This window comes from Geomonas diazotrophica (assembly GCF_019063885.1).
Classification (GTDB): Bacteria; Desulfobacterota; Desulfuromonadia; order Geobacterales; family Geobacteraceae; genus Geomonas; species Geomonas diazotrophica.
This window is the reverse complement of record NZ_CP077684.1, coordinates 330,556-355,154: the sequence shown is the minus strand read 5'-3', so window position 1 is coordinate 355,154 and position 24,599 is coordinate 330,556. Positions and strand designations below refer to the sequence as shown.

The following is a 24,599-nucleotide window of genomic DNA, read 5'->3' as shown; positions in this document are numbered from 1 at the left end:
CGGCGGAATTGACCCCGGGACAGTGCCAGTACTACAATCATTTAGTAGCATAAGCGTCTCGAAAGGAGTCAGCTATGAGAGTCATATCGGGCGACAAAGCAGAGGTGAAAAACTTCGCGGCTCCATACGAAGTGAGGGAGTTTCCCAACGGGAAGGTGGAACTTATCATGATAGGCGGGGCGCTGGTGGGCAAAGCGACCTTCCTCCCCGGCTGGCGCTGGTCGACATCGGTGCAGCCCCTGGTGCACACCAAAAGCTGCGAAGCCCCGCATTTCCAGTACCACGTTTCCGGGTGGCTCCACGTGGTGATGGATGACGGTAGCCAGTTCGATTGCGGACCGGGCGACGTGTCGCTTTTGCCGATGGGGCACGATGCCTGGGTCGTCGGTGACGAACCGGCCGTGGTGGTCGACTTCCAGGGCATGATAGATTACGCCAAGGCGGGCTAAGCGGCAGAGCAGCGTATAGATGGGGCGCCACGGAAGAGGCGCCCCGTTTTCGTGGAGGCGGTTGCGTCCCGGCGCCGGCACTGGTACAACTGTTTGATATCTTTCAAGCAAGGAGCCTGACATGCCCTCAAGAATGCCTGCCCTCTTTCTCGGACATGGAAACCCGATGAACGCGCTGGCCAGCAACGACTACACCGAAGGGTGGCGCAGCCTCGGGCGCAGCATCCCCCGCCCCAAGGCGGTCCTCTGCGTCTCCGCCCACTGGTACCTCCCCGGCACCGCAGTCACCGTCAACGAAAGGCCCCGCACCATCCACGACTTCGGAGGCTTCCCCCCGGAACTCTACCGCGTGCACTACCCGGCACCGGGCGCCCCGGAGCTGGCCCGGCGCCTGCAGCGGCTGCTCTCCCCCCTGGACGTGCAAGGGGACGACACCTGGAGGCTCGACCACGGCACCTGGGCCGTGCTGTGCCACCTCTATCCGGACGCCGACATACCGGTGCTGCAACTGCGCATCGACGAGACGCAGCCGGCACAGTTCCACTACGACCTGGGCAGGAAGCTCGCCCCGCTGCGCGAGGAGGGGATCCTCATCGTGGGGAGCGGCAACCTGGTGCACAACCTGCACACCTATGCCTGGGGGAGGCACCTCCCCGACCCCTACGACTGGGCGGTCCGCTTCGAAACAAAGGCGAGGGAGTTGATGCTGGCCGGGGACCACGCGCCCCTGGTGGCCTACGAAACGCTCGGCGAAGATGCCCGGCTCTCGATACCAACCCCGGACCACTACCTGCCGCTGCTCTACGTACTGGCGACCGGTCAGGAGGGAGAGAGCATCGCCTTCCCCGTCGAGGGGGTCGACGGCGGCTCCATCTCGATGCTGGCGGTCCGGGTGGGGTAGCCCCCCATCACAGCCCGAGCGCCAGCTTGAGCCCCAGGATCCCTCCGAGCAGCACGAACAGCCCGCGCACCCAGTCGTGCCCCTTGTGCCGCCCGATTCTCGAACCGAGGTAGGCGCCGGCGACCGACCCGAGGGTGGAAGGGAGCATCAACCGGGCTTCGGCAAGCCCGGCCGAGCTGTAGATCGCGACGGCAAAACAGTTCCAGAAAAAGGCCAGCAGGTAATAGCACCCCAGCGAGGCGACCAGGGTCTGGCCGCGCCCCTTGGCGAGGAGCAGCGAAGTGAAGAGCCCGTTGCCGGACCCGAAGAAGGATTCATAGACGCCAAGGGGGAAGGCGAGCAGGGAAGTCACGCGGCGCGACAGCGCAGGTTCGGTCTCGCTGCGCCCCAGCGCGGGGTTCAGCGCCACCATGACCACCAGGGAGAGTATGATGCCGCCGATGACGCGTTGCAGCAGGCGGGGATCGACGCCGCGCACGATCACGGTCCCGGCATAGGCGCCGGCCAGACCGCAGAAGATCATGCCCCGGATGAGGGGCCAGTCGACCCGGCGCCCCTTGAGGTAGTTGCGGGCGGCGAGTAGGGTCCAGGCCGCTCCGTTCAACTGGTTCGACGCGATGGCCACCGGCAGCGGGAACCCGAGCGCCAGCCATACCGGGGTGGTGAGCATGGCGGAACCCGCGCCGCTCATGGAGCTTAGCAGCGAAGCGAGAAAAGCCACCGGCAGTACGATCAAGAAGTCCATCGCCCCCCCAAAAACGCCGCTTCCTTGTACCCCAATTCCTCCCCTGGCAGGAACTGGAGCGCGAGGGCGCCGACGTTCCCGCCTTCATCCTGGTTGACGACAAGGGAAACGATCTCTACAAGAAGATCACGGCGAAGGGGAAGACGGCATGCCCCGTCAAACCTGTTCCAGCACCTCGCGCAGCTTGGCCGCCAGCACGGGGAGCGAAAAGGGCTTCTGGATGAAGAAGAGCCCGTCATCGATGACGCCGTGGTGGGCGATGATGTCGGCGGTATAGCCGGACATGAACAGGCACTTAAGGCGTGGATGCCCCTTGGTCACCGCGCCCGCCAGGTCCCGGCCGTTCATCTCGGGCATCACCACGTCCGTCATCAAGAGGTCGATGGAGCCCGGCCCCCTCTGCGCCAGGCGGATCGCCTCGCTGGGCGACCCCGCCGTCAGGACCACGTAACCAAGGCTCTCCAACAGCATGGTGGTCATCTGCAAAATGGCCGGTTCGTCCTCCACCAGCAGGATCGTCTCCCGACCGCGCGGCAGTTCCTGCACCTCCTCCTGCGTTGTCCCGGCTTCATCAGCACCGGAATGCCTCGGTATGTGGATGGTGAAGGTCGCCCCCTGCCCCGGCTCGCTGACGACGTTGACGAAACCCTTGTTCTGGGTGACGATGCCGTAGATGGTGGCGAGGCCGAGCCCGGTCCCGGCGCCCACCCCCTTGGTGGTGAAGAACGGTTCGAAGATATGGCTCAACGTTTCCCTGTCCATCCCCTCCCCGTCATCGCTTACCGAGATCCAGACGTACTCTCCGTGAGCTGCTTCGGGGCGGTGCAGCCGGTAGCTGTCATCGACGCTGACGATGCCGGTCCTGATGGTGATGTTGCCGACGCTGGCGATGGCGTCACGGGCGTTGACGCAGAGGTTGGCCATGATCTGGTCGATCTGGGACCGGTCCATCTTTACCGGCCAGATCTTGCTTCCCGGTTGCCAGCAGAGATGGATCTCCTCGCCGATCAGCCGCTGCAGCATCTTCAACATCCCCGCGATGGTCTCGTTCAGGTCCAGCACCTGGGGCTTGATGGCCTGCTTGCGGGCAAAGGCCAGCAACTGTCGGGTGAGATCGGCTGACCGTTCCGCCGCCTTGTAGATCTCCTGCAGGTGAAGGTGGATCGGCTCCCCCTGCGCGGTATCCATGAGCCCCAGGCCGGCATGCCCGATGATCACCCCCAGCATGTTGTTGAAATCATGGGCCACGCCCCCCGCCAGCCGCCCGATCGACTCCATCCTCTGGGCCTGTTGCAGCTGGTTCTCGAGGGTCACCCGTTCCTCCTCGGACCACTTGCGCATCAGCGCCGCACCCACGTACGCCGCGATCCCCTCCAGGTGCTGCAACGACTCAGGCGTGAAGCGGTCCTTTTGATGATCGTTGCACTGGATCAGGCCGACGATCTTGTCCTTGTAGCGGATGGGGACCAGTGCCATGGAGGCGTACTTGCGGTGCATGCAGACGTTGCGCGGATTGTGGCGCGGATCCTGGGCGGGGGGGACCCCCAGGAGCAGAGACGAGTCGTTGGTCCAGAAGCTCCCCCCCGGGGTGACGTTGGGATGCCCCTGCGGTACCTGCCCCGAGATCACCAAGCCGCAGGTGCATTCCAGGCGCACCTTGCCGTCCTGGTCCCTGCAGAGCCCGCCATCCGCCGAACGCTCCACCAGCGTATTTTCCAGTTCGAGCATCGCCTGCGGAAATCCCGACTGGGACCAATAGGGGTAGTCCTCCCCCTCCTGCAGGCGAATCCCCACCGCGGCAAGATCGAGCTTCACCTTGAGCAGGTCGATGACGCGCTGCACCGCCCCCTTCAGGTCTCCCGGCTCGTTCAGGACCTGCAGCACCTCCCTGCTCACCTCTCTACGCGTCTCCGACAGCTTGCGTTCGGTAATGTCCTGGTCCATCCCCCGGTACCCCAGGAAGTTGCCGTGCCCGTCGAAGTACGGTACGCCGCTGGTCTCCAGCACCACCAGCCGACCGTCCTTGTGCCGGTTGCTGTTTTCCAGCCTGTGAAACGACTCCCGCCTGGAGCTGATCCCGGCGAAGATGGCCCCGATGCGGGACGCTTCCTCCTCGGGCATGAGGTCGAAAGGTGTTTTGCCGATCACCTCCTCCGGTGCGTAGCCGAGCAGTTCCTTTACCTGCGGGCTGGCAAAGGTGTAACAGGCGTTGGTGTCGACCTCCCAGATCCAGTTATGCGACGACTCGATCAGGTTTAGGTGACGCGTTTCCTTTTCCTGCAGCCCCCGGTGCATCCTCTCGAAGTAGATGAGGATCATGCCGATGGCGATGCCGGTGGCAAGGACGCTGCCGATGAGAAACCCCCAGGGGGCGAACCATTCTATGGGGCGCAGCAGCGGGTAGTCTGCCTGGTGGATCCCCCAGGCGATAAAGAGCCAGCCGACCACTCGGCTGGCGGTCTCGCCCTGCTCGGCATGCTTCAACACCTGGATGCCGATGTGGATGTAGGTGAAGGCCAGGAAGGCGAAGATGGGGATGATGGTGTACAGGGTCGACATTCCCGCCGACACCGTGCCGACGGCCCACAGGGCCAGCAGAGTGCCGGTGCTGGCGAACCCACGCCGGGGGGGGCTGCCGATGAAATTCCTGGTGCCCGCCAGCAGGATGACCGCGCTGGCGATGATGCAGAGGTAGTTGATTTCCTTGAAAACCAGGTTGGCAGGCCAGAGGACCGTGAGGATGAGAAACAGGTACCTGCAGACGTGTACTCCCCACGCGAATGCCCACAGTTTCAGGAAGCGCTCTTTGTAGCGGGAGTAGAGGTAGACATTAACCAGCGCCAGTACCGTCACCGAACTGGCAGTCGCTATCGCTGCAATGATTATCCAAGGCATCCACTACCTCTAACAAGCACTTCGAATCGGTCAGATCTACACGCTCTTGCAGCCTTCAAACAGTCGAATTAAGATACTAGCCAAATAAATGTGGATTACCACCCTTTTGTTTCAGCCCGCAAGAGTTTTTAAAGATAGTTTATGGTATTAGACTAAACTTGGCTTCGCATGGCTGTATCGGCGACCTCACCATACAGAGCGACAATGCGCAAATGTAGGATGCACTTTATCACAAAAGTGCTAAGTTATAGTAAGCGGAACGACAACCAGACCATCGAGGTTTCCCTTGCCAAAGATCAGAAGATACGCCGTCATTTCAATAGCAGTAATTGCCGTCCTGGCTCTTTTCATTGCAACGATACTGCCCATCATCGTAAAAAATAAGGCGGTAGCGGCGATCGAGGATGCTACTGGGCGCGCGGCACGGATCGGCTCGGTCAGCATCAACCCGCTCACCCTGCACGTTGCGGTCAGGGACTTCGCCGTTGCCGAAAAGACGGGCCCGCCCCTGATCGCCTTCCGCGCGCTGGAGGCAACGGTCGCGCCGGCATCGATCTTCAAAAGGACGCTGATCCTCTCGGAACTCACCCTCGACACCCCGACCATCAACCTGGTGCGCACGGCCCCGAACCGCTTCAACTTCAGCGACATAATCGAGCGGCAACCCAAGGAAAAGCAGACCGAAAAAAAAGAACCGACGCGCTTTTCCCTCAACAACATCACCATCAAGAACGGGTCCATGGACTTTGACGACCGCATCGTCGACGGCGGCAGGAAACACAGCGTCCGCAGCCTCAACGTCGCGATACCGTTCATAAGCAACAGCCCGTATCTCGCCGAGAAGTACGTCGATCCGCGCGTTTCCGCGGTTATCAACGGCGCGCCCTTCAATTTCGCGGGAAAGCTGAAACCGCTCAGCAAGTCCTTGGAAACCTCTGTCCACATCGGACTAAAAGAGCTGAGCCTGCCCCAATACGTAGCCTACTCCCCCGTCAAGCCCCCCGTCGACCTCACCTCTGGGAAACTGACCGTCGATCTTGACCTCGCCTATCGCATCTCAGCCGACAAAAAACCGGAGCTGACCCTGAAGGGGGTGACCAGGGTCGATGGCGTCGCCGTCGATCTTCCGGGGGGGAAACCGTTGTTGCGCCTCCCCTTGCTGGAAGTAAAGGCGGCCAAACTGGAGGCGCTGGCCAGAAACTTCCAGTTCGAGTCCATCAGTGCCAGCGGCCTTGAGCTCTTCGTCGAGCGCAACCAGCGCGGGGAGTGGATGTACTCGCGGCTCATCCCCCCGGCCAAGAAACAGGAGGAACCGAAGAAGGCGACCGAGGCCGAGCAGAAGACGGTGCTCCTCGTCCCCTCTTTCTCCTTAAGCAAGGCGACCGTCCACTTCCGTGATGATCTGCCGAAGGGGGGCTTCAAGACCACGGTCTCGGACATCGAGCTCTCGGCGAGAAACGTCAGCACCGTGCCGGGAACGGCGGCTAGCTACCAGCTCTCGCTGAAACCCGACGACGGGGCAACGCTGAAAACGGAAGGGAAGTTTTCCGCCGCGCCGCTCAGCGTCACCTCGTCGCTCCAGCTTGCCGGGCTCAGACTCCAGCGCGCCTGGCCTTACCTGAGCCAGTACCTGACCGCGCCGGTGCAAGGCACCGTCGGATTGGCCGCGGAGGTCGGCTACAGCGAGTCCTCCGGCGTGACCCTTCAGAAAGGGAACCTCACGGTTGCCGGTCTTGCCGCCCGCTACGGCAGCAAGGAAGGCTTCGACCTCGCCGTTCTGCAGGTGAAGGACGCCTCCTTCGGACAGAGCGACAACCGCCTGGAGATCGGCGAGATCCGCCTGTCCCAGGGGAGCATGTCCCTGTCGAAAGAGGCCGACGGCAAGTTGTCACTCCTCTCATTGTTTGCCGACCAACCGGCTGCAAAGGCGCCCGCGCAAGCCTCGTCCCCCGTAGCAGCCTCACCGCGAAAAGGGACCTCGTCCCCCGTAGCTGGTTCACCGCGAAGGGGGACCTACGTCTTAAAGCAGCTCCAGCTGGAGAAGCTCAACTTCGCCTTCACCGACAAGACCTTCGAGGAGCCGCCGCGCTTCACCCTGCGCAACACGAACCTGACCCTCTCGAACCTGCAGGGGCCGAAGTTCGCGCCGGCGCCCCTGCGCTTCTCCGCGACCTACGGCAAGGGGGCCGCCCTCAAGTTGAACGGCACGGTTACCCCCGCTCCATTCCGCTACCGGGGGAACGTCGGCATCGCCCGGCTCCCCATCGCCGATTTCGAGCCGTATTTCCCCGACAGCTTCAATTTTTCCGTGATCGGAGGCTCACTCGACACCACGCTGAACCTTGACCTCGCGTTGAAGGACGGCAAGGCCAAGGGGAGCTTCCGGGGGAACGCGGGTGTGCGCGACTTCCACAGCATCGACGCCGTCGGCGATCAGGACCTCCTGAAATGGGAGAGCCTGCAGTTCGACGAGTTCCAGGGCAACTTCGATCCCTTCGTGCTGAACATCCGCGAGGTCGCGCTCAACGACGTCTACTCCCGCATCATCATCAGGAGGGACGGGACGCTGAACCTTCAAGACATGGTGAAGAAGGAGCCGGCCGCGCCTCCTGCCCCCCTCCCGGCAACGGTCCAGGCTCCCGCGCCAGCCGGTGTGAAACCGGCACCGGCAGCCGCCACTGTTGCCGCAGCGCAGGCGCCCGCAGCACAGGCGCCCGCAGCACAGCGGCAGGTCTCCGTCGGCAGCGTCACCATCCAGAACGGAACCCTGGCCTTCACGGACAACCACCTGCCCCAGACCTTCAACAGCACCTTCTACAACCTGGGCGGGCGGGTCAGCGGGCTTAGCTCCGAGGAATCGAAGTTCGCGGACGTCGACCTGCGCGGCAACCTGGAAAACCACTCGCCGATGCAGATCACGGGGAGGCTCAACCCGCTGCGGGACGACCTCTTCGTCGACCTCAAGGTCTCCTTCCGCGACATCGAGCTCTCCCCGGTGACACCGTACTCCGGCACCTATCTCGGGTACGCCATCGACAAGGGAAAGCTGTTCCTCGATCTCAAGTACCTCATCGAGAGAAAGCAGCTCACCTCGGAAAACAAGGTGTTCATCGATCAGTTCACCTTCGGCAAGAAAGTGGACAGCAGCCAGGCCACCAGCCTCCCGGTGAGGCTCGCCGTCGCCCTTTTGAAGGACCGCAACGGGGAGATCCATCTCGACCTGCCGGTCACTGGGCGCACCGACGATCCGCAGTTCAGCATCTGGGGCCTGATCGGTCAGGTGCTGAAGAACCTGCTGGTGAAGGCGGCCACGTCCCCCTTTGCCCTGCTCTCGTCGCTTGGCGGCAGCGGCCAGGATTTCAGCGTCATCAACTTCCAGCCCGGCTCCAGCGAACTGCCGGCGGACGAAGAAAAGAAGCTGACCCAGTTGGCCAAGGTCGTCGCCGACCGCCCGGGGCTCAAGCTCGAGATCAAGGGATTCGTGGATAAGGGGAAAGATCCGGAGGGGTATCGCCAGGAGCTCTTGACCCGCAAGGTGAAGAACGAGAAGTTCCTGCACCTGGTCAAGGAGCAGCAGACCAAGGAAGGGGAGAGCAGCGAGAACGTGCAGCTCTCCGCGGAAGAATATTCGAAATACCTGAAGGCGGTCTACAAGAAGGAGAAGTTTCCCAAGCCGCGCAACGCCCTGGGCATGGTGAAGGACCTCCCCGACAACGAGATGAAGAAGCTGATCGTCGCCAACACGGTGGTCGGGGAGAACGAATTGCAGTCGCTGGCGCGCGAGCGTAGCGCCAACGTGATCAAGTACCTGGTTGCCAAGGGGGGGCTGCCGCCGGAAAAACTGTTCCAGGCAAGCGACAACATCTACAAGGCACCCGAAAAAGAAACCGCCAACCGCAGCCGCGTCGAATTCAACGCCATAGCGAGATAGAGGAAGCCCCCCAGGCGACAAACGAAAACTCGCGGCAGCTTGCCAAAGATTGGCGGTTTTAGTAATCTGTCTTCGTCCTGCCGGAGGAACCCGTGAGTCCTACCGTTTTCAGGGAAGGCGGCTTTCGCTCTGTACTGGCCGGATCTGGACGTGGACCTGGAGTTACAAAGCATTCTGCGCTCCGACAGGTTTCCTCTCGTCAGTACGACCATTGACGATCAAGCTTCCACCGCGAAGCCTTAGACCGCTACCATCTGCGTCCTTTCCAGCCGAGATCGTCCGCCCCAGCTAGTCCATTTGAAAGCAGCTACCGCTTCCTTTTCTTCTTCCGGCCCCTCTTCGCCTGGCCGCCGTGATCATGCTGCGGCTCGACGGTCTGCTGCTGATCGCTCTTCATGAACATGAACGGTATGATGACGATGGCGAAAAACGCCAGGATCGCCGCCAGTGCGATTAACGGTGTCGACATAATTCCCTCCCCAATACTTGTCATTGTCCACGGGCAGCCGGTCCGCTGCCACCAGCCACTGTCCCTTATACGGAAGGCGGAGCTGCCGCCTCCTGTTTTCTCCCCTCGCGCAAGGCGTTGCGCGCATCTTGCGCCAGCTTCAAATAGCTCTGCCGGATCGCCTCGAGATCCTTCTCGTCCAGTTCCTCCATGTTGAGGAGTGCGTTGTTCGCCCCGTCCAGCGACCGGATGATCTCGTCCAGCTTGAGCTGAATGGCCGCGGAATCGCGGTTCTGGGTGTTCTGGATCACGAAGACCATCAAAAAGGTGATGATCGTGGTGCCGGTATTGATGACCAGTTGCCAGGTGTCGCTGAACTTGAATATAGGCCCCGTTGCCGCCCAGACCACGATGATCGCCAGGGCGAATATGAAGGAGGACGGGTGCCCCGAGGTGTGTGAGGCCCAGGTGGCGAAGCGGCTGAAACGGGACATGGTTTCGCGGTGTTTCACGTCTCCTCCTGCTCATTCATGTGCCGAGGCCTGCGGCGGCAGCCTTTCGCGCGCCTCGCGGTCACTTGCCCCTCGGCTTCGCCGGCGTTTTCGAGGCCGGGTGCTGATTCTGCTGGCTGGCCCCCTCCCCCGTCCTGAAATTGCCGCCCGCCTCCCGGTCGCGGCGGACGATTGCCGCCACCTCCGCATCGCTCAGATCCGGGTCCCTGCCGGCGTCGGCGACCACCCAAAGGCCGTCGCGCTGCTCGCACCTGATCACGAAGGCCCAGTGCCGGGACTGATCATCGGAAAGGATGATGTGCTGGACGGGCATCGACTCGGTGAGATTCGGGTCGACGGAAGGATCCTTGTCGTGTACCCGGAAGAACTGGGAAGCCGTGGCCGATTTGCCGAACAGCCGTTCCCGAAGCGCCATTGCCTGGTCCTTCGTGTAACGGACCCGGGTGGTTCGGTACAGGTCGTTCAGGGGGCCGCCGTTGGCCAGAGCCAGGATGTACTGGCTGGCGGCGCTCCCCGGTCCGTAGGCGGATCCTACCCGGCTTTCCGGCAATTCGGAAACAAAGGAGATCCGGTACGCAACAGGCGTGGTGCTCTCGGTACTGAGCCTGACAAAGCCCCGCGGAACCTTCCGAATGCGGGCCAGGTCGGTGATGGAAATCATGGACGTCTCGATCAACTTGGCCCCGTTTTGCGGCGCGACGCTTTTGCGGGACCAGGGGCCGGGAGCCGAATCGTTGCCCGCTGCCCCGATGGCGTCCTCGATCAACAGCGGACCGGTCGATCCGATGCGGATGTAGCCGGGACCGTCTTCGGCAGCCAAGAGGTACCAGCTTTTCATGCCGGCCACGATCACGCCGTCCACGGGAGCGCCCCCGACACTTAAAGCCTTGGCGGTGGCAAGCGAGTTGTTGGCGGTGGTAACTGCGAGCGTTTGGCCGGTCGCCCCCGCAGGAGTGACCGCTTCGTCCGCCTCGACCAGTATCCCCGGCTCCAGCCACCATGCCGTCACCGCACGTGCGGGTGGAGACAAGAAGAACGTGAGCGTAACCGCCATGACAACGTTGAGCATCCACTTATTCATAATCCCCCCTTGGCATCACGCGCCGGCACGGAACGAGTTCTCCCCCCCTTCGGCAGGCGCAGCATACCACGCTTCGTTAATCACTATCAATGTAAATATGTGAACTCGCCCCCCGTTCATCGTCTCTGCGAGGGAGCCGAGGCGTGGCCGACCGCTCGGCACAATGCGGGAAATCGTCTGCGTGGACATGGTCTCCATGCCGGATATACTTGCCGCGTTCTCTGCCGCGCACTCAAACCAGCCCGGGAGGTGTCTATGAACTGCAAGAGAGCTTCACGGCGAACGGCTGCCGTGCTCTGTACCATCGCCGTTTCGCTCTGCTTTGCCGTCTGCGCCGTTAGCTGTCATGCCGCGTCATCCGCCAGCGCCATTTTCCCCGCCAAACTCGTCCTGACGCCGGTGGTCGAGGGGCTCAAACAGCCCACCGCCATCGTCAGCGCCAGAGACGGCAGCAAGCGGCTCTTCGTCCTCGAGCAACAGGGCAGGATCAGGATCATCCGCAACGGGACCCTCGACCCCGTCCCGTTTCTGGACATCACCTCCCTGGTGAAGTCCGGGGGCGAGCGGGGGCTGCTCGGCCTCGCCTTCCCCCCCGACTTCGCCACCAGGAAAACCTTCTACGTCGACTACACCAACAGGACCGGCATCGGCAACACGGTGATCGCCAGCTTCAAGGCGGGCGAAAAGCCCGACGTCGCCGATCCCGCCAGTCGGAAACAACTCCTCACCATCGTCCAGCCCTACGCCAACCACAACGGAGGCCAGCTCGCCTTCGGGCCCGACGGCATGCTCTACATCGGCATGGGGGACGGCGGCAGCGGCGGCGACCCCCACGGCAACGGGCAGCGGCTCGACACCCTGCTCGGCAAGATACTGCGCATCGACGTGAGCTCGGACACGGCTCCCTACCGGCTGCCGAAAAATCCCTTCGGCAACGAGATCTGGGCCTACGGCCTGCGCAACCCCTGGCGCTTCTCCTTCGACCGCGGCACCGGCGACCTCTACATCGCCGACGTCGGGCAGGACGAGGTGGAGGAGATCGACTTCCAGCCCGCCGGCTCCGGGGCCGGCGCCAACTACGGCTGGAACGTCATGGAGGGGGATCGCTGCTTCAAGAGTCCCAACTGCAAGAAGACAGCCCTCACCCTCCCCGTCGCCGTCTACCGGCATGGCCATGGGGACTGCTCGGTTACCGGCGGTTACGTCTATCGCGGCAAGATCGAGGCCCTGCGCGGCATCTACCTGTACGGGGATTTCTGCAGCGGCCGCATCTGGGGGCTGCGCAGGGTCGGCGGGAAGTGGCAGACCAGGCTCTTGATCGACACCCCATACGCCATCTCCACCTTCGGTGAGGATGATGACGGCGAAGTCTACCTCGCCGACTACGGCAGCGGCACCATCTTCCGCATCGGAGAAAGATGACCGCCGTCACGGAACAGCGGACAACCGACCTTGCATGAAAGTTATAATAGGTTATAATATTTGGAAGTGGTTTGCCGGCCCAAGCCGGTCAGGCAGGGCATCGAAGAGATAAGGAAACGAGATGAGCGAACACACTGAGTACCAGATCATAGAACACGCTGGACAGCCGGCGTTCGTTCTGGTTCCCTGGGAAGAATTCCAACGCATTCGCCCCATTTTAGAGGCGGGGAAAGCACAGAGCGCCGGAATCCCTCAGGCCGTGGTCGAAGCCCATGTCCTGCACGACATGTCCCTCATCAAGGCTTGGCGGGAAGAACTTGGCCTGACCCAGGACGAGCTCGCCAGACGGCTCAACGTGTCGCAAGCCGCCGTCGCCAAGTTCGAACAACCGAACGCACGTCCACGTATGGCAACGCTGAGAAAGATTGCCGTCGCACTGGGAATCACCATAGAACAGCTGCACATCTGACCGCACCCCATCCACAAATGCTTCGGAGCCCCTGATGTCCCTGCGCAGCCTTCGCATCCTCACCGCCATCGCCAGCAAAGGAAGTTTCGCCGCGGCGGCGGAACAACTCTGCCTGACCCAATCGGCCATCAGCCTGCAGATGAAAAACCTGGAAGAAGAACTGGGCGTGCCGCTCTTCGAGCGAACCGGCAGGGGCACCAGGCTGAACCTGAACGGGAAGCTGGTCGTGCAACGGGCCCGGGAGATCCTCGACCTCTACGACGGCATCAAGAGCGAGCTCTCCCCGTCGGGCGCCATCAAGGGGGTGCTGACCCTGGGTGCTGTCCCCACGGTAATCACCGGGCCGCTCCCCCCCGTGCTGGGACGCCTGCGCCAGGATCACCAGGAGATGCAGGTGCGGCTCGTCTCCGGCCTGTCGGCGGAACTGGTGCGGCAGGTCGAGGAGGGGGACCTCGACGCGGCCCTGACCACCGAGCCGCCGTTTTCCGTCCCTGAGCAGTTCCAGTGGCGGGTGTACGACGAGGAGCCGTTCTTCGTGGTCGCCCCCAAGGGGGGCGAAGTCGCCACGGTCGCCGAGCTCTTCGCGGCGTATCCCTTCGTCCGCTTCGACAAGACGGCCTGGGCGGGCGCCCTCGTCGACGGACAGCTGCTGGCGCAGGGGATCCGCCCGCGCGAGGTGATGGAGTTCGATTCGCTGGAAGCGGCGATGAGCCTGGTGGAAGAGGGGCTGGGGATCGCCGTGATGCCGCTGAACCGGCTACGGCTCAGGGAGGCGAAAAGGCATTTCACGCTGACCCCGTTCGGCACTCCCCAGTTGGCCAGGAGGGTCGGCATGTACCAGAAACGCCACCATCCGCGCCTTGCGCTCACCCAACTGGTGCTGGACGAGCTCCGCCGCGCGTGCGGTTACTTTAAAAAAACTTGAGCGTCGCGCAAGTATTATGAACTTTTTCGCCATGTGACACCCGTGCTACTCTCTATCCACTGCGATGCAGAAGGAGAGTAGCTTGATCACCATAGCAAACGCCCTCACCCCCGTGCTCTCCCTGATACTGGTCGGCTTCCTGATCAGGCGCAGCGAGTTCCTTTCCCCTTCCTTCTGGCCCTCGGCAGAGCGGCTCACCTACTTCCTGCTGATGCCCGCCGCCCTCATCCACAGCCTCGCCGGCAAGAAAATCGGTTCACTCCCCTGGTTCGGCATCCTCCTTACCGTCGAGGGGGTCGTTGCCGCCAGTGCGCTCCTGGTCATCCTGTGGGGCGCCGCCAACCGGCGCATGGGAGGGGGCGTGTTCACCTCGCTGTTCCAGGGGGGCGTCCGTTTCAACACCTTCGTGGCCCTGGCCCTGGCCGAAAGCCTGTTCGGCAAGGACGGCCTCTTCCTCGCGGCCCTGGGCGCGGGGTTCATGATCGTGCTCATCAACGTGCTCTGCGTCTCCGCCTTCTCGTTGACCGTCGGCAGCGGCGGAGGGCTCGACCTGCGACGCCTGGCGGCCGACCTCGTGCGCAACCCGCTCATCATCGGCTGCCTGGTGGGGATAGGCGTCAACGCCTCGGGGTGGCAGCTCCCGGCCGCGGTGGACGGAACAGTGGCGTTGGCTGGGAAAGCGGCCTTCCCGGTGGGACTCATGGCCGTGGGGGCGGCTTACCGGGCAGGGAACCTGGCCCGGCACTGGCAACCGCTGTTGGTGAGCTGCGGCATCCAGTTTCTCTGCAAGCCGGTGCTCGCCTGGTCGCTCGCCACGGCAACCGGCCTGACCGGCGCGGCGGCCGGGGCTGTGCTGCTGCTTTTCAGCGTCCCCACGTCGCCCGCCTCCTACATCCTCTCCCGCCAGATGGGTGGCGACCACGACAGCATGGCCTCCATCATCACCGCGCAGACCTGCCTCTCCTTCTTCACGCTCCCTGTCACGGTGTGGGTGCTGCTCTGAGCCATCCGCACCGGCTCTGCCTCTGTTTCCCCCCTCCTCATCGCTAATCCGCAAAGCATTGATTCCCACCTATTGATTCAAGATAGACAAAAATGATCCGATACGCTCTGAAAGAGTAAAACTTTTACTTTCATATCCGGCGCAGCTGTCGCTCTCTTTGTCCAGGATGGGACCTGCCGGTGCCAATAAAAGCAGTTTCGGCGGTTACTATGACAGAATCACGGGTGTTACTAGTCGACGATGATCCCATTTCCCTCGCGATCATCGAAAAGCAGCTGGCAAGCCAGGGAATGAGCGCCCTCACCGCGGCAAGCGGGCAGGAGGGACTGGCCTTGCTGGCAAAGGAAAAGGTGGCCCTGGTAATCTCCGACCTGGTCATGCCGGAGATGGACGGCATCGCCTTCATGCACGCGGCCAGGGAGCGGTTTCCTTCCCTCACCTTCATCATGCTCACCGCAGCCGGCAGTATCGAGTCCGCGGTGGCGGCGATGAAGGAAGGGGCCTTCGACTACCTGGAGAAACCGTGCAAGGGGGACGCCTTTCAACTCGCGATACGACGGGCGCTGGAATTCGGCCGCCTCTCGGGGCAAAACGCCCAGCTTCTGGAACATTTTCAGGAGAAGTTCAGCTTCCAGAACATCGTGACCCAATCGCCGGTCTTTCGGCGCGTGCTGGAAGTGGCGGGGAAGGCCGCCGCCTCCCCGCGCACCACCATCTGCCTGACCGGCGAGAGCGGCACCGGAAAGGAGGTGCTCGCCAAGGCGATACACTGCACCTCCGGCGCCCTGCCGGGGACCTTCGTGGCGGTGAACTGCGCCGCCATACCCGAGGCTTTGCTGGAGAGCGAGCTGTTCGGCCATGTCAGGGGCGCCTTCACCGGCGCGGACCGGGACCGGGAGGGAAAGTTCTCCCTGGCGCAGGGGGGAACGGTGCTGCTCGACGAGATCGGCGACATGCCGCCCAGCCTGCAGGCCAAGCTGCTACGCGTCCTCGAGGAGCGCAGCTTCGAAAAGATAGGCTCCAACAAGGCAATTCCTGCCGACTTCCGGATCATCGCCGCCACCCACCGGGACTTGGCCGAGATGGTGCGCAAGGGGGAGTTCCGCGAGGACCTGTACCACAGGATCAACGTGGTCCCGCTCATAATCCCCCCCTTGCGCGAGCGCAGGGAAGACATCCCGCTGCTGGTCGACTTTTTCATCAACCTCTTCAGGCAGCACCAGGGCAAGGCCCTGCCGGGCGTCTCCAGGAAGGCCCTGGGGGTGATGATGGAGTACTCGTGGCCGGGCAACATCCGCGAGCTGAGAAACGTTCTGGAGTACGCGACCATCCTGGTCTCCAACGAACTGATCCGGCCGGAACACCTGAGGCTCGCCGGCAGCGATGCCCAAAGCCGCCCGGACCCGGGTGTGATGGTGGAATACCACCTGCAGCTCCCCCCCGACGAGCTGTCCCTGCGTGCCATCACGGACCGGGTGCTGACACTGACGCTGGAGCGCTGCGGCGGCAACAAGTCGCGGGCGGCGGAGCTGCTCAAGGTGAACCGCAAGATGTTCTACAGCTAAAGCCGGTGCACGCTTCGCCCGGAAAGCCCGGTCTGTCCCGATTGCGCCCACCTTGTCCGCAAAAAGGCCACTGCGCGCGGGCCAATTCCCGTCAACCTGCCGGAAAATGCCGTCCCGATTCTTTGGCACTCTATGTGTAAATGCCTTTTCCGGCGATCGGGCAATCGCCGCGAGAATCGCAGCACAGGGTTAAGGGAGGAAGGATGTCGCAAGAATCAGTGGAAAAGTTTCTGGGGCGTCTCATCACGGACGACAACTTTCGGCGGCAGGCAACGGCCTCGTTGGAACGCGCCGCCCTGCAGGCGGGGCTGATCATGTCCGCCGCGGAAATCACAGCGTTGCAGCGCCTGGATCTCGACCTGCTGGCCGCCCTGGCCGACTCTGTCGACGACAGCGTGCTGAGAAGTTAGGGAGACGAAGATGTTCGAAAACGTACGGGTGATCCTGGCGGAAAATGATCCCCTCAACCTCGGCATGCTCGAGCAGATGCTGCAGCAGTTCGAATGCACGCTGATCAAGGCCGGCAACGGTCAGGAGGTCATCGATGCCATCTCGGCCCACCCCCAGGTGGACCTGGTCGTCATGGACCTGAACATGCCGGTATTGGACGGTTACGAGGTGCTGCGCCGGATCAAGCAGGACGTGCACTGGCACGACATTCCGGTGGTCATGGCGACCGCGGACGGCGAGGAGGTGGCAGCCGTGCTGGAACTGGGCGCCAACGACTTCCTCGCCAAGCCGTTCAACCTCTGCGAACTGCGCCACCGGGTCATGAACCAGATCCGGAACAAGAGGCTCGCGGACTTTGCCAGCAACACCAACGCCGTCCTTGAGATGGAAGTGGCCAAAAGAACCGCGGCCCTGCAGCAGGCGCTGGCCAGGGCCCTGCAGAGCGAGTACGAGATCTCGCTGCGCCTGGGCCGGGCGGCCGAGTTCAGGGACCAGGAGACCGGATCACACCTCAAGTGCATCAGCCAGCTTTCCAAGCGCCTGGCCCAGCTGGCCCGCATCCCCGGCGAGGAGTGCGATCTTCTCTACTTCGCCTCGCTGCTGCACGACGTGGGAAAGATCGGCATCCCCGACGCCATACTGCTCAAGCCGGGCAAGCTCTTGCCGGACGAGTTCGAAACCATGAAGGAGCACACGGTGATCGGCGGGAAGATCATGTCCGGGGCGAGGGACTACCCGGTCATCGAGGCAGGCAGGATCATCGCGCTGCAGCACCACGAGAAATGGGACGGCACCGGCTACCCCTACGGCCTGAAGGGGGAGGAAATCCACATCTTCGCCCGGGTGGTTTCCATCGTGGACGTGTTCGATGCCCTCTTGACCGAGAGGGTCTACAAGAGGGCCTTCACCGTGGAAGAGACCACCGCGATCATGATGGACGAAAGCGGCAAGGCCTTCGACCCGCAACTGCTCGAGCTATTCTTCGAGCATGTCGACGAATTCCTGGCCCTCCAGGGAAGGATCCACGCCGACGCGGTTTCGGTCACGAGCATCACCGACATCATCCGCTAGCCCCTCCTCGCCCCACCGGTGCAGAGTAGCCCCGAAGGCGCAGGCTTCGCCCCCCCCCTTTCATTGCTCCCCCCGAAACATCACCGAGAGCCGGTCACTGCCGCTGCTCCCTTTTGCGGATGCGCTGCAGCTTGAGGCTCAGATCCGCGAGACGGTACGGCTTCTGGATGAACCCCGCCAACCCCCTGCCGATGAACCTCTGGGTGATCTCCTGTTCGCTGAAGCCGCTGGAGAGGATCACCTGCACCTGCGGGTCCAGCGCCCGCAAGAGCTGCAGGGCCTGTTCCCCGTCCAGGTGCGGCATGGTGAGGTCGAGGATGACGCAGTCGACGTCGTCCTGTCGCCGCTTGAAGGTCTCCACGGCGGCGGCACCATCCTCGGCGGTTAGCACGCTGTAGCCAAGGCTCTCCAGCATCTCCCGCCCCAGGCTGCGTATCGCCTCCTCGTCATCGACCAGGAGCACGGTGCCGGAGCCGTGAGCCGTCGTGGCGCCCTGCGCCTGCTGCGCAGGCAGACGGGCCTCCACCGAGGGCCCGGGCAGGTACACGGTGAAGACGGACCCCTTGCCCGGTTCGCTGCGCACCTCGATGGTCCCCTTGTGGCCGCGGACGATGCCCAAAACGGCAGCCATGCCGAGCCCGCGCCCGGTGAACTTCGTGGTGAAGAAGGGATCAAAGATCTTGCTCAAGGTCTCCTGGTCCATGCCGCAGCCGTCGTCGCAGACCTCCAAGTAGACGTAAGGCCCCTCCTGGAGACTGTCGTTCAGCCAGAGCCGGGACACGGCGTCGGCATCCAGTTCCCTGGTGCCGGTCCTGACCGAGATCACCCCGTCCCGGTCGCCGATGGCCTCCGAGGCGTTGATCACCAGGTTCATGATGACTTGGCGGATCTGCGTCGCGTCCACCTCCAGCAGGGGTAGACGTGGGGCCAGCTCCAAACGCATATCGACTTTTTTGGAGATCGAAACCTCCAACATGTGGCTCATCTCCCTGATGACCGCGTTCATATCGACTACCTCGATCACGAACCTCCCCTTCCCGGAGTAGGCGAGCATCTGCTGGGCCAGATCCGCCGCGCGCTGCGACGACTTCTCTATGTTGCGCAGGTTGGTCCGCACCGGGGATTCCTGCGGCAGCCGCAATAGCGCCAGCTCGGCGTTGCCCATGATGGCCATGAGGATGTTGTTGAAGTCGTGGGCGATGCCTCCCGCCAGCACTCCCAGGCTCTCCAGCTTCTGGACGTGCAGGATCTGGGCTTCCATCTGTTTCTTCTCCTGGGCAAGGCGCCTTTCGTCGGTGACATCCCGCCCCACCACCAGCAGGTGCTTCTTGTCCTTCATCAGCAGCCGGGACAGGATGTAGGACATGGCCACCTCTTTGCCGAAGCTGGTATGCAGGCCCACGTCACGCACCCGGGCCACGCCGTCCTCCAGCACCTGTTCCGCAACCTCCAGCAAGCCGCTTTCCCGCCAGGACCGCAGTTCCCGGAAGTTCTGCTCCTGCATCGCCTCCACCGCCCCTCCCGCTATATCCGCCGTAGCCTGGTTCAACAGGATGCACTGGCCCGATTCACCGTCGAAGATGCGGATCCCCATGGGGGAATAGCGCATCAGCGACTCGAACAGCAGCAGGTTTTCGCGGCGCTCCTCCTCACTCTTTCTGTGCTCGGTGATGTCCCTGGTGATCCCCAGCAGCGACACGATCTCTCCTTGATCGTTGCGGAAGGGGACGGCATGGGTGGCCAGCCAGACCCGCCTCCCCTTCAGGCCGATCGCCTCGAAGACGAGGTTGCCGGGAATGCCGCAAAAGACCTTCCTGTTCAACTCGATGAAGGCGGAGCGGTACTCCGGGGTAACCAGGGGGTAGACGCTCTCACCCTGCACCTGCTCCAGTGAGTCGGCCTCGATCATGTTGAGCCCGGCTCTGTTCATCATCTGCAGCCGCCCCTCGCGGTCGAGCAGCTTCACGCATTCGGGTTCCGTCTGTATGATGGTGTTCAGGAACGCCTCGCTGCGGGCGAGGGCGTCCCCCCTGGCCCGCAGTTGCTCCGCCATCGCGTCGAAGGTCTGCGCCAGGCTGCCCAGCTCCCCCCCAACCACGAGGGTCGAGATCTTCACCTGTGAATCGCCGCCGGCCAGCCTTTCCGAGGCGTCCTCCAGCACTCTGATGCGGTCACCGATGCAGCGTTTCCCGATCAGGATCGCGCAGCCGCAGGCCAGGAGCAGGACCGACGACAGCAGCACGATGCCGTGGGTAAGCGCGCGGCGGGCATCGCGGGTGGCGACATCCACGGGGATGCCGGCGGTGATGTACAGGTAGGGGGCCGCTTCCCCGGAAAGCCGCAGCTTCCGGTAGGAGATGATCCTCTTGTCCCCTTGGAGCCCCTCCCGAACCTCGGTGCCTATCTCGGCTCCTTGCCGCATCTTGCGGAAGGCCTGCGCCGGGTAAGGTTTCCCCACGTAGCGTTCCTGCTCGATCCCCCGGGCGAGGATGATCCCCTGGTGGTCCAGGATCACGAAGCTGACCCCCGCGGGGAGGTTCATCTGCTGCAGCAGTTGCCGGTAGTTGCCGATGTTGATGCTGACCCCGATCACCCCCGCGATCCCACCCCGCTCGTCTTTAAATGGATAGCCCAGGTTGAAGACGGGTTTGGTGATGATCCGGCTCACGATGTACTCACCCGAGGAAAGCCTGCCGCTGCGTACGGCGTTTTCAAAGAAGCGCCGCTTGCTGACATCCACAGCCTGGCTCAGGGGCATCGCCGAGGCCCACATCATCCCCGTCCGGTCCGCAATGGTGATGTTGGCGTACATTGGGTTCAGCTTGAGCAGTTCCCTCAGGATAGGCTCGACCCTCGATTTGTCCCGCTCCCTCACCTCGGGAAGCTGTGCCAGCGAGGTCATCAGCTGTTCGGCCGCCACCACCAGGTTGCGCTGCTCGGTTCCGATCCTCTCGGTCAGTCGCAGGGTCTCGTGCCGGGCCTCCTCCAACATGGCGTTGCGGAACTCGATGCCGGAATACAGGATGACGCCGGCCGCCGGAAGGGCGACGACGAAGACGATGAGCAGCAGCAAAAAGCGGATGGACAGCGAGGAAGGCCGGAACATCATACCTCTCTTGACAGACAGCAACTGGACGTTGACAAAATGCTCGCGAAGGTTTTATGTATCTTAGCAGAAATTAAAGCTGCCAAGAATGTGACATTCCGAAGGAGAGGCTGCCATATGTCATGCCTGCACAAGCCTAACCCAATTCAACGCTGTCGCAAGTTCTTAAAGGCCACGCACCGCTGCCATGCTTCAAGGCGCGAGGTAGTATCGTGAACCTCTACCATGAGCTGTGTCTCCCCCATCTCACCAACTGCGTCTGCGGGATGAAGGCACTGTCCCGGCAACGGGAGATGATCGTCCCGCTGGCACAAGGGCGCGTGCTGGAGGTGGGGATGGGGACGGCCTTGAACCTCCCCTTTTACGACCGGGACAAGGTGAGCTGCATCTGGGGGCTGGAGCCGTCGCCGGGGATGCGCAAGGCGGCGGAGGGAAATGTGCGGCGCAGCGGGATGCCGGTGCGTTGGCTCGATCTGCCGGCCGCCACCATCCCCCTGGAGGACGGGAGCGTCGACACGGTGCTGTTGACCTTCACGCTGTGCAGCATAACCGACTGGCGGGAGGCCTTGGCGGAAATGCGGCGCGTACTTGCACCGCAGGGAAGGTTGTTGTTTTGCGAGCACGGGGCGGCACCCGACCGCGGGGTGTTGCGATGGCAAAAGCGGATCACGCCGTGGTGGAAACACGTGGCCGGCGGGTGTCACCTGGACCGCCCCATCCCGCGGCTGATCGAGGCGTCAGGGTTCAGGATCGCGGCGCTCGATGCCGGGTACGCAGAGGGGGTCCCCAGGTTGGCGGGGTATACCTATCGTGGCAGCGCGGAAAAGGGGTGACATCACGAGTACCACCTACTCAGACGGCCGCAGCCTCAGGTACTCCTTCCGGGCAGCTTTCACCTGCCTCATCACCCCCGCAGAACGCAGGGTGAACGCGGTATCCATGGGTACTCCGCCGCTTGCCAGCACCTTGGCCGTCCAGGTGTTGCAGGTATGGGTGATGAGGTACTCCCCCTGCGCCCTGAAGAACCGGTATTCACCCAGGGTCCCCCCCTTCAAGGGGTAGGGACGATGCGCCGGGTCGAACCTGAAACTGGCGCGCAAGCTATCCTTTAGATGCTTCAACCCGGCTTCCGACAACTTGAGCTCGACCATGTCGGCGCCGCCGAACTGCCCTGCCGGGGTGGCGGGCATGGAGAACACGTGCATGACGCTCGGATTTCTCCAGAAGACGGCCCTCAGGAAGATGGACGGCGTGACCTTGTCGGCCTGGTAGAACTCGGCCTCCCCCCAGCCGAACTCGTAGTAGCGCCCCGGACGCAGGTATTGCTTGACGAACCCCAGTTCCTCCCCCAGCTCTTCGGCCGGCAACGCGACCCCCGCGTGCCAGCCGTGGGCTATCACGTAGATGGACCGCTCCTCCCCCCTCGTCGCGGGCAGGTATTTCCACGTCTTCCCGGCGGCGCATCCGGTCAGGAGCAACACCAGGGGGACAAAGAGCAGAACCAACCATTTTTTCGGCACCCATCGATACCCCGGCTTTACCATGCGAACCTCACCGGTGACAAGAAGTCCATCTCACCTACGCCGTATCGAGCATACCAAACGTTTTGGACACCTTCAGTGGACGAGGCTTCAGCACGCACCCGGGATTCAATCAACGTCGGCGCAAAGTTCTTCCCGCCCTCCCCAGATCAAGTAGACAGCGCTGCCGCGCCGGAACCTGAATTCATCGGGGGGGTAGGCGCGGGAGCCGACCTTGATGCCGTCGACCTGCATGGAAATATTCCAGTCCGGTGACGATGCCATGTCGTACTGGAGCAGAAAGCAGGAGGCCTTCCCTTTGTTGATCTGTATGTCACCACCGGGTCGAAGAGCTTCTTCCTTGTCATAGGTTACGTCTACTACGTTGAGGGGGATCGAGTGGGGTTTGAGAGGTCCCAGCACCCGCACCGGGCTGAAGGTGACTCCCTTGCTGTTCTTCACGGTTATGGCTTTTGGGTTTAGCACCAGGTCGTCGACGTGGGGGCGGATGTACAGCTGCAGCAGGATCATCGGATCAGGTTGATCAGGGGGAGTGAGAAAAAGAGGGAATACGGGGAGGATGGGTCCCATTGCCATCGGCACGTACCCGCCGATGTACCCTCCGGACTTGACCCCGACATCGACCGGCTTGCCGGTGGTCATTATCATGTTTTGCCCACCGAAACGGAGGTAGACGGGGCCGCCGCGGCCGGTACTGCCGACAACGGGAACCGAAGCGGAGGGCTCGTAGTACGGATTGCTCGCGAGTACGGCACACCCTGCGACAAAAAAGGCGAAGATAACGATTCCCGTCCGTACCAGTTTCATCGACGCCCCGAGCTCACTACTGTCTCACTATATCGACCGAGATCTCCACGGCCGGAATGGTTCCTCTGTTCTCGAGCCAGTGCGTGGTGTTGCGGTCCTCGGGCCAGCCCACGCCCGGTCCGTACTCCGTAGCGACTCCATCTCGATGGTCGGTGATCGTTCCTTGCAGTATGTAGACGGTGCCCGGCCTGTCTTTGTGGTCGTGAATCGGGCCGAAAACGCCTCCAGGCTCGATGGTCACCATACGCATGCGCAGTTGGCGCCCCGCCATCCCCTCGATCTCAGGACCAAGGTCAACCGTCGCAAGTAACTTCACCGTAACCCCTTTTGTCTCAGGCGCCACCTGTTCGTTGCTCATCGCGCTCTCCTCTCGGTACTTTCAGGACCTGGCCGCAATGTAGAATCTTGCCGTTTTCTGTCGGTGCTTCCACCTTTTTGAATTGTAGCTCTTTACCGTTGCCTCGTGTCAAGGGTTGCCCCGTCCGATACCCTTCACGCGCATTGAGATCACAGGATGTTAACAGCTCGTGCCGCAAGTAGAGCAATGACCAGCAAGGAAATGATCGATTGCAGCATCATCAGGACTTTCGCCCAACGCGACAGGACGGGTACATCCGTCGGGGAAAAGGCTGTGGACGTATTAAAGGCGAGGAAGAGGTAGTCTATGAAGTTCGGAGACCACTCCTGTAATCCCGCTGCATGCCTTCTTTCCGGGGGCATCGTCATCTGAGGGAAGAGGAAAGCGCCTCTTGAGTGATCTGCTCGTTGCGCTCGTTTATGCGGCCCACCGGCATCTAGCCGCCAGTACCATGACGCGAAAACCAGGATATTGGACAGCCAAAGAGCTGCCGCAGACTTCAAAAGCTCTTGCGGCATTTCCTTGTGTGAAGGCAAAGCCTTGATCAGCAATACCAGAGAAATGATCATGAAAGCTGTCACCACGCCATTCAAGACATAACCCAGCACCTGATTCGCAGTGTGAGCGCCTTTGTAATACGTGATGAGAACAGGCACGATAAGTACGGAAATAACGACCAAAGGCAACCAACGCGTCCCGCCAATCAGCAAGGAGGAGGGGAGTGCAGCGTACAGCCCGCCAAGTGCCAGTAACGCACTCAATGCCGGCCAGCGAGACTGCCACGTGGCCTTCTTGGGTGTTCCCGAATTCTCGTTCATCTGGGTCATGGTTATCTCGCCTCCTCCCGCCCTTCCAGGAAAGTCGTCACCCATGTACGTCTCAGCGTTCTGCGTTTATTGACCGTCCGCACCACGTGGTTG

The 24,599-nt window shown here is 62.3% G+C and carries 21 protein-coding genes; 11 read left to right on the top strand and 10 right to left on the bottom strand.

What is annotated here, in order from left to right:
- The first annotated feature begins 74 nt into the window (after positions 1-74).
- Together KP003_RS01520 and ygiD are read left to right on the top strand one after the other, a co-directional pair.
- Positions 75-449: a cupin domain-containing protein gene (locus KP003_RS01520; protein WP_216497437.1), complete on the top strand. Its 375-nt coding sequence runs from the start codon at positions 75-77 to the stop codon at positions 447-449.
- Positions 450-570: 121 nt separating this feature from the next.
- A complete protein-coding gene (gene ygiD / locus KP003_RS01515) occupies positions 571-1,350 on the top strand; it encodes a 4,5-DOPA-extradiol-dioxygenase (protein WP_217300235.1) in 780 nt (259 codons plus the stop codon).
- Positions 1,351-1,357: 7 nt separating this feature from the next.
- On the opposite strand, the gene KP003_RS01510 is transcribed toward ygiD, so the two are convergent.
- Entirely contained in the window at positions 1,358-2,095 is a 738-nt protein-coding gene (locus KP003_RS01510) for a sulfite exporter TauE/SafE family protein (RefSeq protein ID WP_216497439.1), read from the bottom strand.
- 156 nt (positions 2,096-2,251) lie between these two features.
- Positions 2,252-4,990, bottom strand: a complete 2,739-nt coding sequence (locus KP003_RS01505) for a PAS domain S-box protein (RefSeq protein WP_216497440.1) — start codon at positions 4,988-4,990, stop codon at positions 2,252-2,254.
- 286 nt (positions 4,991-5,276) lie between these two features.
- Here KP003_RS01505 and KP003_RS01500 point away from each other — a divergent pair, with 286 nt between their 5' ends.
- Positions 5,277-8,921, top strand: a complete 3,645-nt coding sequence (locus tag KP003_RS01500; RefSeq protein WP_216497441.1) for a DUF748 domain-containing protein — start codon at positions 5,277-5,279, stop codon at positions 8,919-8,921.
- Between the two features lie 307 nt (positions 8,922-9,228).
- On the opposite strand, the gene KP003_RS01495 is transcribed toward KP003_RS01500, so the two are convergent.
- The 3 genes from KP003_RS01495 to KP003_RS01485 form a co-directional block, all read right to left on the bottom strand.
- A complete protein-coding gene (locus tag KP003_RS01495; RefSeq protein ID WP_216497443.1) occupies positions 9,229-9,390 on the bottom strand; it encodes a hypothetical protein in 162 nt (53 codons plus the stop codon).
- Between the two features lie 65 nt (positions 9,391-9,455).
- Positions 9,456-9,881, bottom strand: coding sequence for a low affinity iron permease family protein (locus tag KP003_RS01490; RefSeq protein ID WP_216497444.1), 426 nt, complete (start codon positions 9,879-9,881; stop codon positions 9,456-9,458).
- Between the two features lie 61 nt (positions 9,882-9,942).
- On the bottom strand, positions 9,943-10,962 hold the full coding sequence (locus KP003_RS01485) for a hypothetical protein (protein ID WP_216497445.1): 1,020 nt from the start codon (positions 10,960-10,962) through the stop codon (positions 9,943-9,945).
- A 255-nt stretch (positions 10,963-11,217) separates the two neighbouring features.
- Between KP003_RS01485 and KP003_RS01480 the strand changes: the two genes are divergently transcribed.
- The 7 genes from KP003_RS01480 to KP003_RS01450 all read left to right on the top strand — a co-directional run bounded on the left by KP003_RS01480 (position 11,218) and on the right by KP003_RS01450 (position 17,867).
- Positions 11,218-12,384: a PQQ-dependent sugar dehydrogenase gene (locus tag KP003_RS01480; RefSeq protein ID WP_216497446.1), complete on the top strand. Its 1,167-nt coding sequence runs from the start codon at positions 11,218-11,220 to the stop codon at positions 12,382-12,384.
- Positions 12,385-12,505: 121 nt separating this feature from the next.
- Positions 12,506-12,853: a helix-turn-helix domain-containing protein gene (locus tag KP003_RS01475; RefSeq protein ID WP_216497447.1), complete on the top strand. Its 348-nt coding sequence runs from the start codon at positions 12,506-12,508 to the stop codon at positions 12,851-12,853.
- Positions 12,854-12,887: 34 nt separating this feature from the next.
- Positions 12,888-13,778 (top strand): LysR family transcriptional regulator, encoded by an 891-nt coding sequence (locus KP003_RS01470; protein ID WP_216497448.1) that lies wholly within the window; start codon positions 12,888-12,890, stop codon positions 13,776-13,778.
- An 82-nt stretch (positions 13,779-13,860) separates the two neighbouring features.
- Entirely contained in the window at positions 13,861-14,781 is a 921-nt protein-coding gene (locus KP003_RS01465) for an AEC family transporter (RefSeq protein WP_216497449.1), read from the top strand.
- A gap of 209 nt (positions 14,782-14,990) precedes the next feature.
- Entirely contained in the window at positions 14,991-16,346 is a 1,356-nt protein-coding gene (locus KP003_RS01460; protein ID WP_216497450.1) for a sigma-54-dependent transcriptional regulator, read from the top strand.
- A gap of 203 nt (positions 16,347-16,549) precedes the next feature.
- On the top strand, positions 16,550-16,756 hold the full coding sequence (locus KP003_RS01455; RefSeq protein WP_216497451.1) for a Franean1_4349 family RiPP: 207 nt from the start codon (positions 16,550-16,552) through the stop codon (positions 16,754-16,756).
- Between the two features lie 10 nt (positions 16,757-16,766).
- Positions 16,767-17,867, top strand: a complete 1,101-nt coding sequence (locus KP003_RS01450) for an HD domain-containing phosphohydrolase (protein ID WP_216497452.1) — start codon at positions 16,767-16,769, stop codon at positions 17,865-17,867.
- Between the two features lie 94 nt (positions 17,868-17,961).
- Here KP003_RS01450 and KP003_RS01445 read toward each other — a convergent pair whose 3' ends face one another.
- Positions 17,962-20,976 (bottom strand): response regulator, encoded by a 3,015-nt coding sequence (locus KP003_RS01445; protein WP_239027589.1) that lies wholly within the window; start codon positions 20,974-20,976, stop codon positions 17,962-17,964.
- 209 nt (positions 20,977-21,185) lie between these two features.
- Between KP003_RS01445 and KP003_RS01440 the strand changes: the two genes are divergently transcribed.
- A complete protein-coding gene (locus KP003_RS01440; protein WP_216790280.1) occupies positions 21,186-21,806 on the top strand; it encodes a class I SAM-dependent methyltransferase in 621 nt (206 codons plus the stop codon).
- Positions 21,807-21,821: 15 nt separating this feature from the next.
- Here the strand turns inward: KP003_RS01440 and KP003_RS01435 are convergent, their stop codons facing one another.
- The 4 genes from KP003_RS01435 to KP003_RS01420 all read right to left on the bottom strand — a co-directional run bounded on the left by KP003_RS01435 (position 21,822) and on the right by KP003_RS01420 (position 24,506).
- The gene (locus KP003_RS01435) at positions 21,822-22,478 is read right to left on the bottom strand and encodes a DUF2459 domain-containing protein (protein WP_236026718.1); all 657 of its coding nucleotides are present in this window, start codon (positions 22,476-22,478) and stop codon (positions 21,822-21,824) included.
- Positions 22,479-22,622: 144 nt separating this feature from the next.
- On the bottom strand, positions 22,623-23,321 hold the full coding sequence (locus KP003_RS01430) for a hypothetical protein (RefSeq protein WP_216497455.1): 699 nt from the start codon (positions 23,319-23,321) through the stop codon (positions 22,623-22,625).
- A 16-nt stretch (positions 23,322-23,337) separates the two neighbouring features.
- Entirely contained in the window at positions 23,338-23,679 is a 342-nt protein-coding gene (locus KP003_RS01425; RefSeq protein WP_216497456.1) for a cupin domain-containing protein, read from the bottom strand.
- A gap of 149 nt (positions 23,680-23,828) precedes the next feature.
- Positions 23,829-24,506 carry a hypothetical protein gene (locus KP003_RS01420; RefSeq protein ID WP_236026719.1) on the bottom strand — a complete coding sequence of 226 codons (678 nt, stop codon included), beginning with the start codon at positions 24,504-24,506 and terminating at the stop codon, positions 23,829-23,831.
- Positions 24,507-24,599: the final 93 nt, after the last annotated feature.

Bases quoted from the DNA above. Each gene is read 5' to 3' on its own strand.
- KP003_RS01505 (WP_216497440.1), bottom strand. From the start codon at position 4,990: ATGCCTTGGATAATCATTGCAGCGATAGCGACTGCCAGTTCGGTGACG.
- KP003_RS01425 (WP_216497456.1), bottom strand. From the start codon at position 23,679: ATGAGCAACGAACAGGTGGCGCCTGAGACAAAAGGGGTTACGGTGAAG.
- KP003_RS01485 (WP_216497445.1), bottom strand. From the start codon at position 10,962: ATGAATAAGTGGATGCTCAACGTTGTCATGGCGGTTACGCTCACGTTC.
- KP003_RS01510 (WP_216497439.1), bottom strand. From the start codon at position 2,095: ATGGACTTCTTGATCGTACTGCCGGTGGCTTTTCTCGCTTCGCTGCTA.
- KP003_RS01430 (WP_216497455.1), bottom strand. From the start codon at position 23,321: ATGAAACTGGTACGGACGGGAATCGTTATCTTCGCCTTTTTTGTCGCA.
- KP003_RS01495 (WP_216497443.1), bottom strand. From the start codon at position 9,390: ATGTCGACACCGTTAATCGCACTGGCGGCGATCCTGGCGTTTTTCGCC.
- KP003_RS01475 (WP_216497447.1), top strand. From the start codon at position 12,506: ATGAGCGAACACACTGAGTACCAGATCATAGAACACGCTGGACAGCCG.
- KP003_RS01480 (WP_216497446.1), top strand. From the start codon at position 11,218: ATGAACTGCAAGAGAGCTTCACGGCGAACGGCTGCCGTGCTCTGTACC.
- KP003_RS01420 (WP_236026719.1), bottom strand. From the start codon at position 24,506: ATGACCCAGATGAACGAGAATTCGGGAACACCCAAGAAGGCCACGTGG.
- KP003_RS01455 (WP_216497451.1), top strand. From the start codon at position 16,550: ATGTCGCAAGAATCAGTGGAAAAGTTTCTGGGGCGTCTCATCACGGAC.
- KP003_RS01470 (WP_216497448.1), top strand. From the start codon at position 12,888: ATGTCCCTGCGCAGCCTTCGCATCCTCACCGCCATCGCCAGCAAAGGA.
- KP003_RS01520 (WP_216497437.1), top strand. From the start codon at position 75: ATGAGAGTCATATCGGGCGACAAAGCAGAGGTGAAAAACTTCGCGGCT.
- KP003_RS01445 (WP_239027589.1), bottom strand. From the start codon at position 20,976: ATGATGTTCCGGCCTTCCTCGCTGTCCATCCGCTTTTTGCTGCTGCTC.
- KP003_RS01450 (WP_216497452.1), top strand. From the start codon at position 16,767: ATGTTCGAAAACGTACGGGTGATCCTGGCGGAAAATGATCCCCTCAAC.
- KP003_RS01460 (WP_216497450.1), top strand. From the start codon at position 14,991: ATGACAGAATCACGGGTGTTACTAGTCGACGATGATCCCATTTCCCTC.
- ygiD (WP_217300235.1), top strand. From the start codon at position 571: ATGCCCTCAAGAATGCCTGCCCTCTTTCTCGGACATGGAAACCCGATG.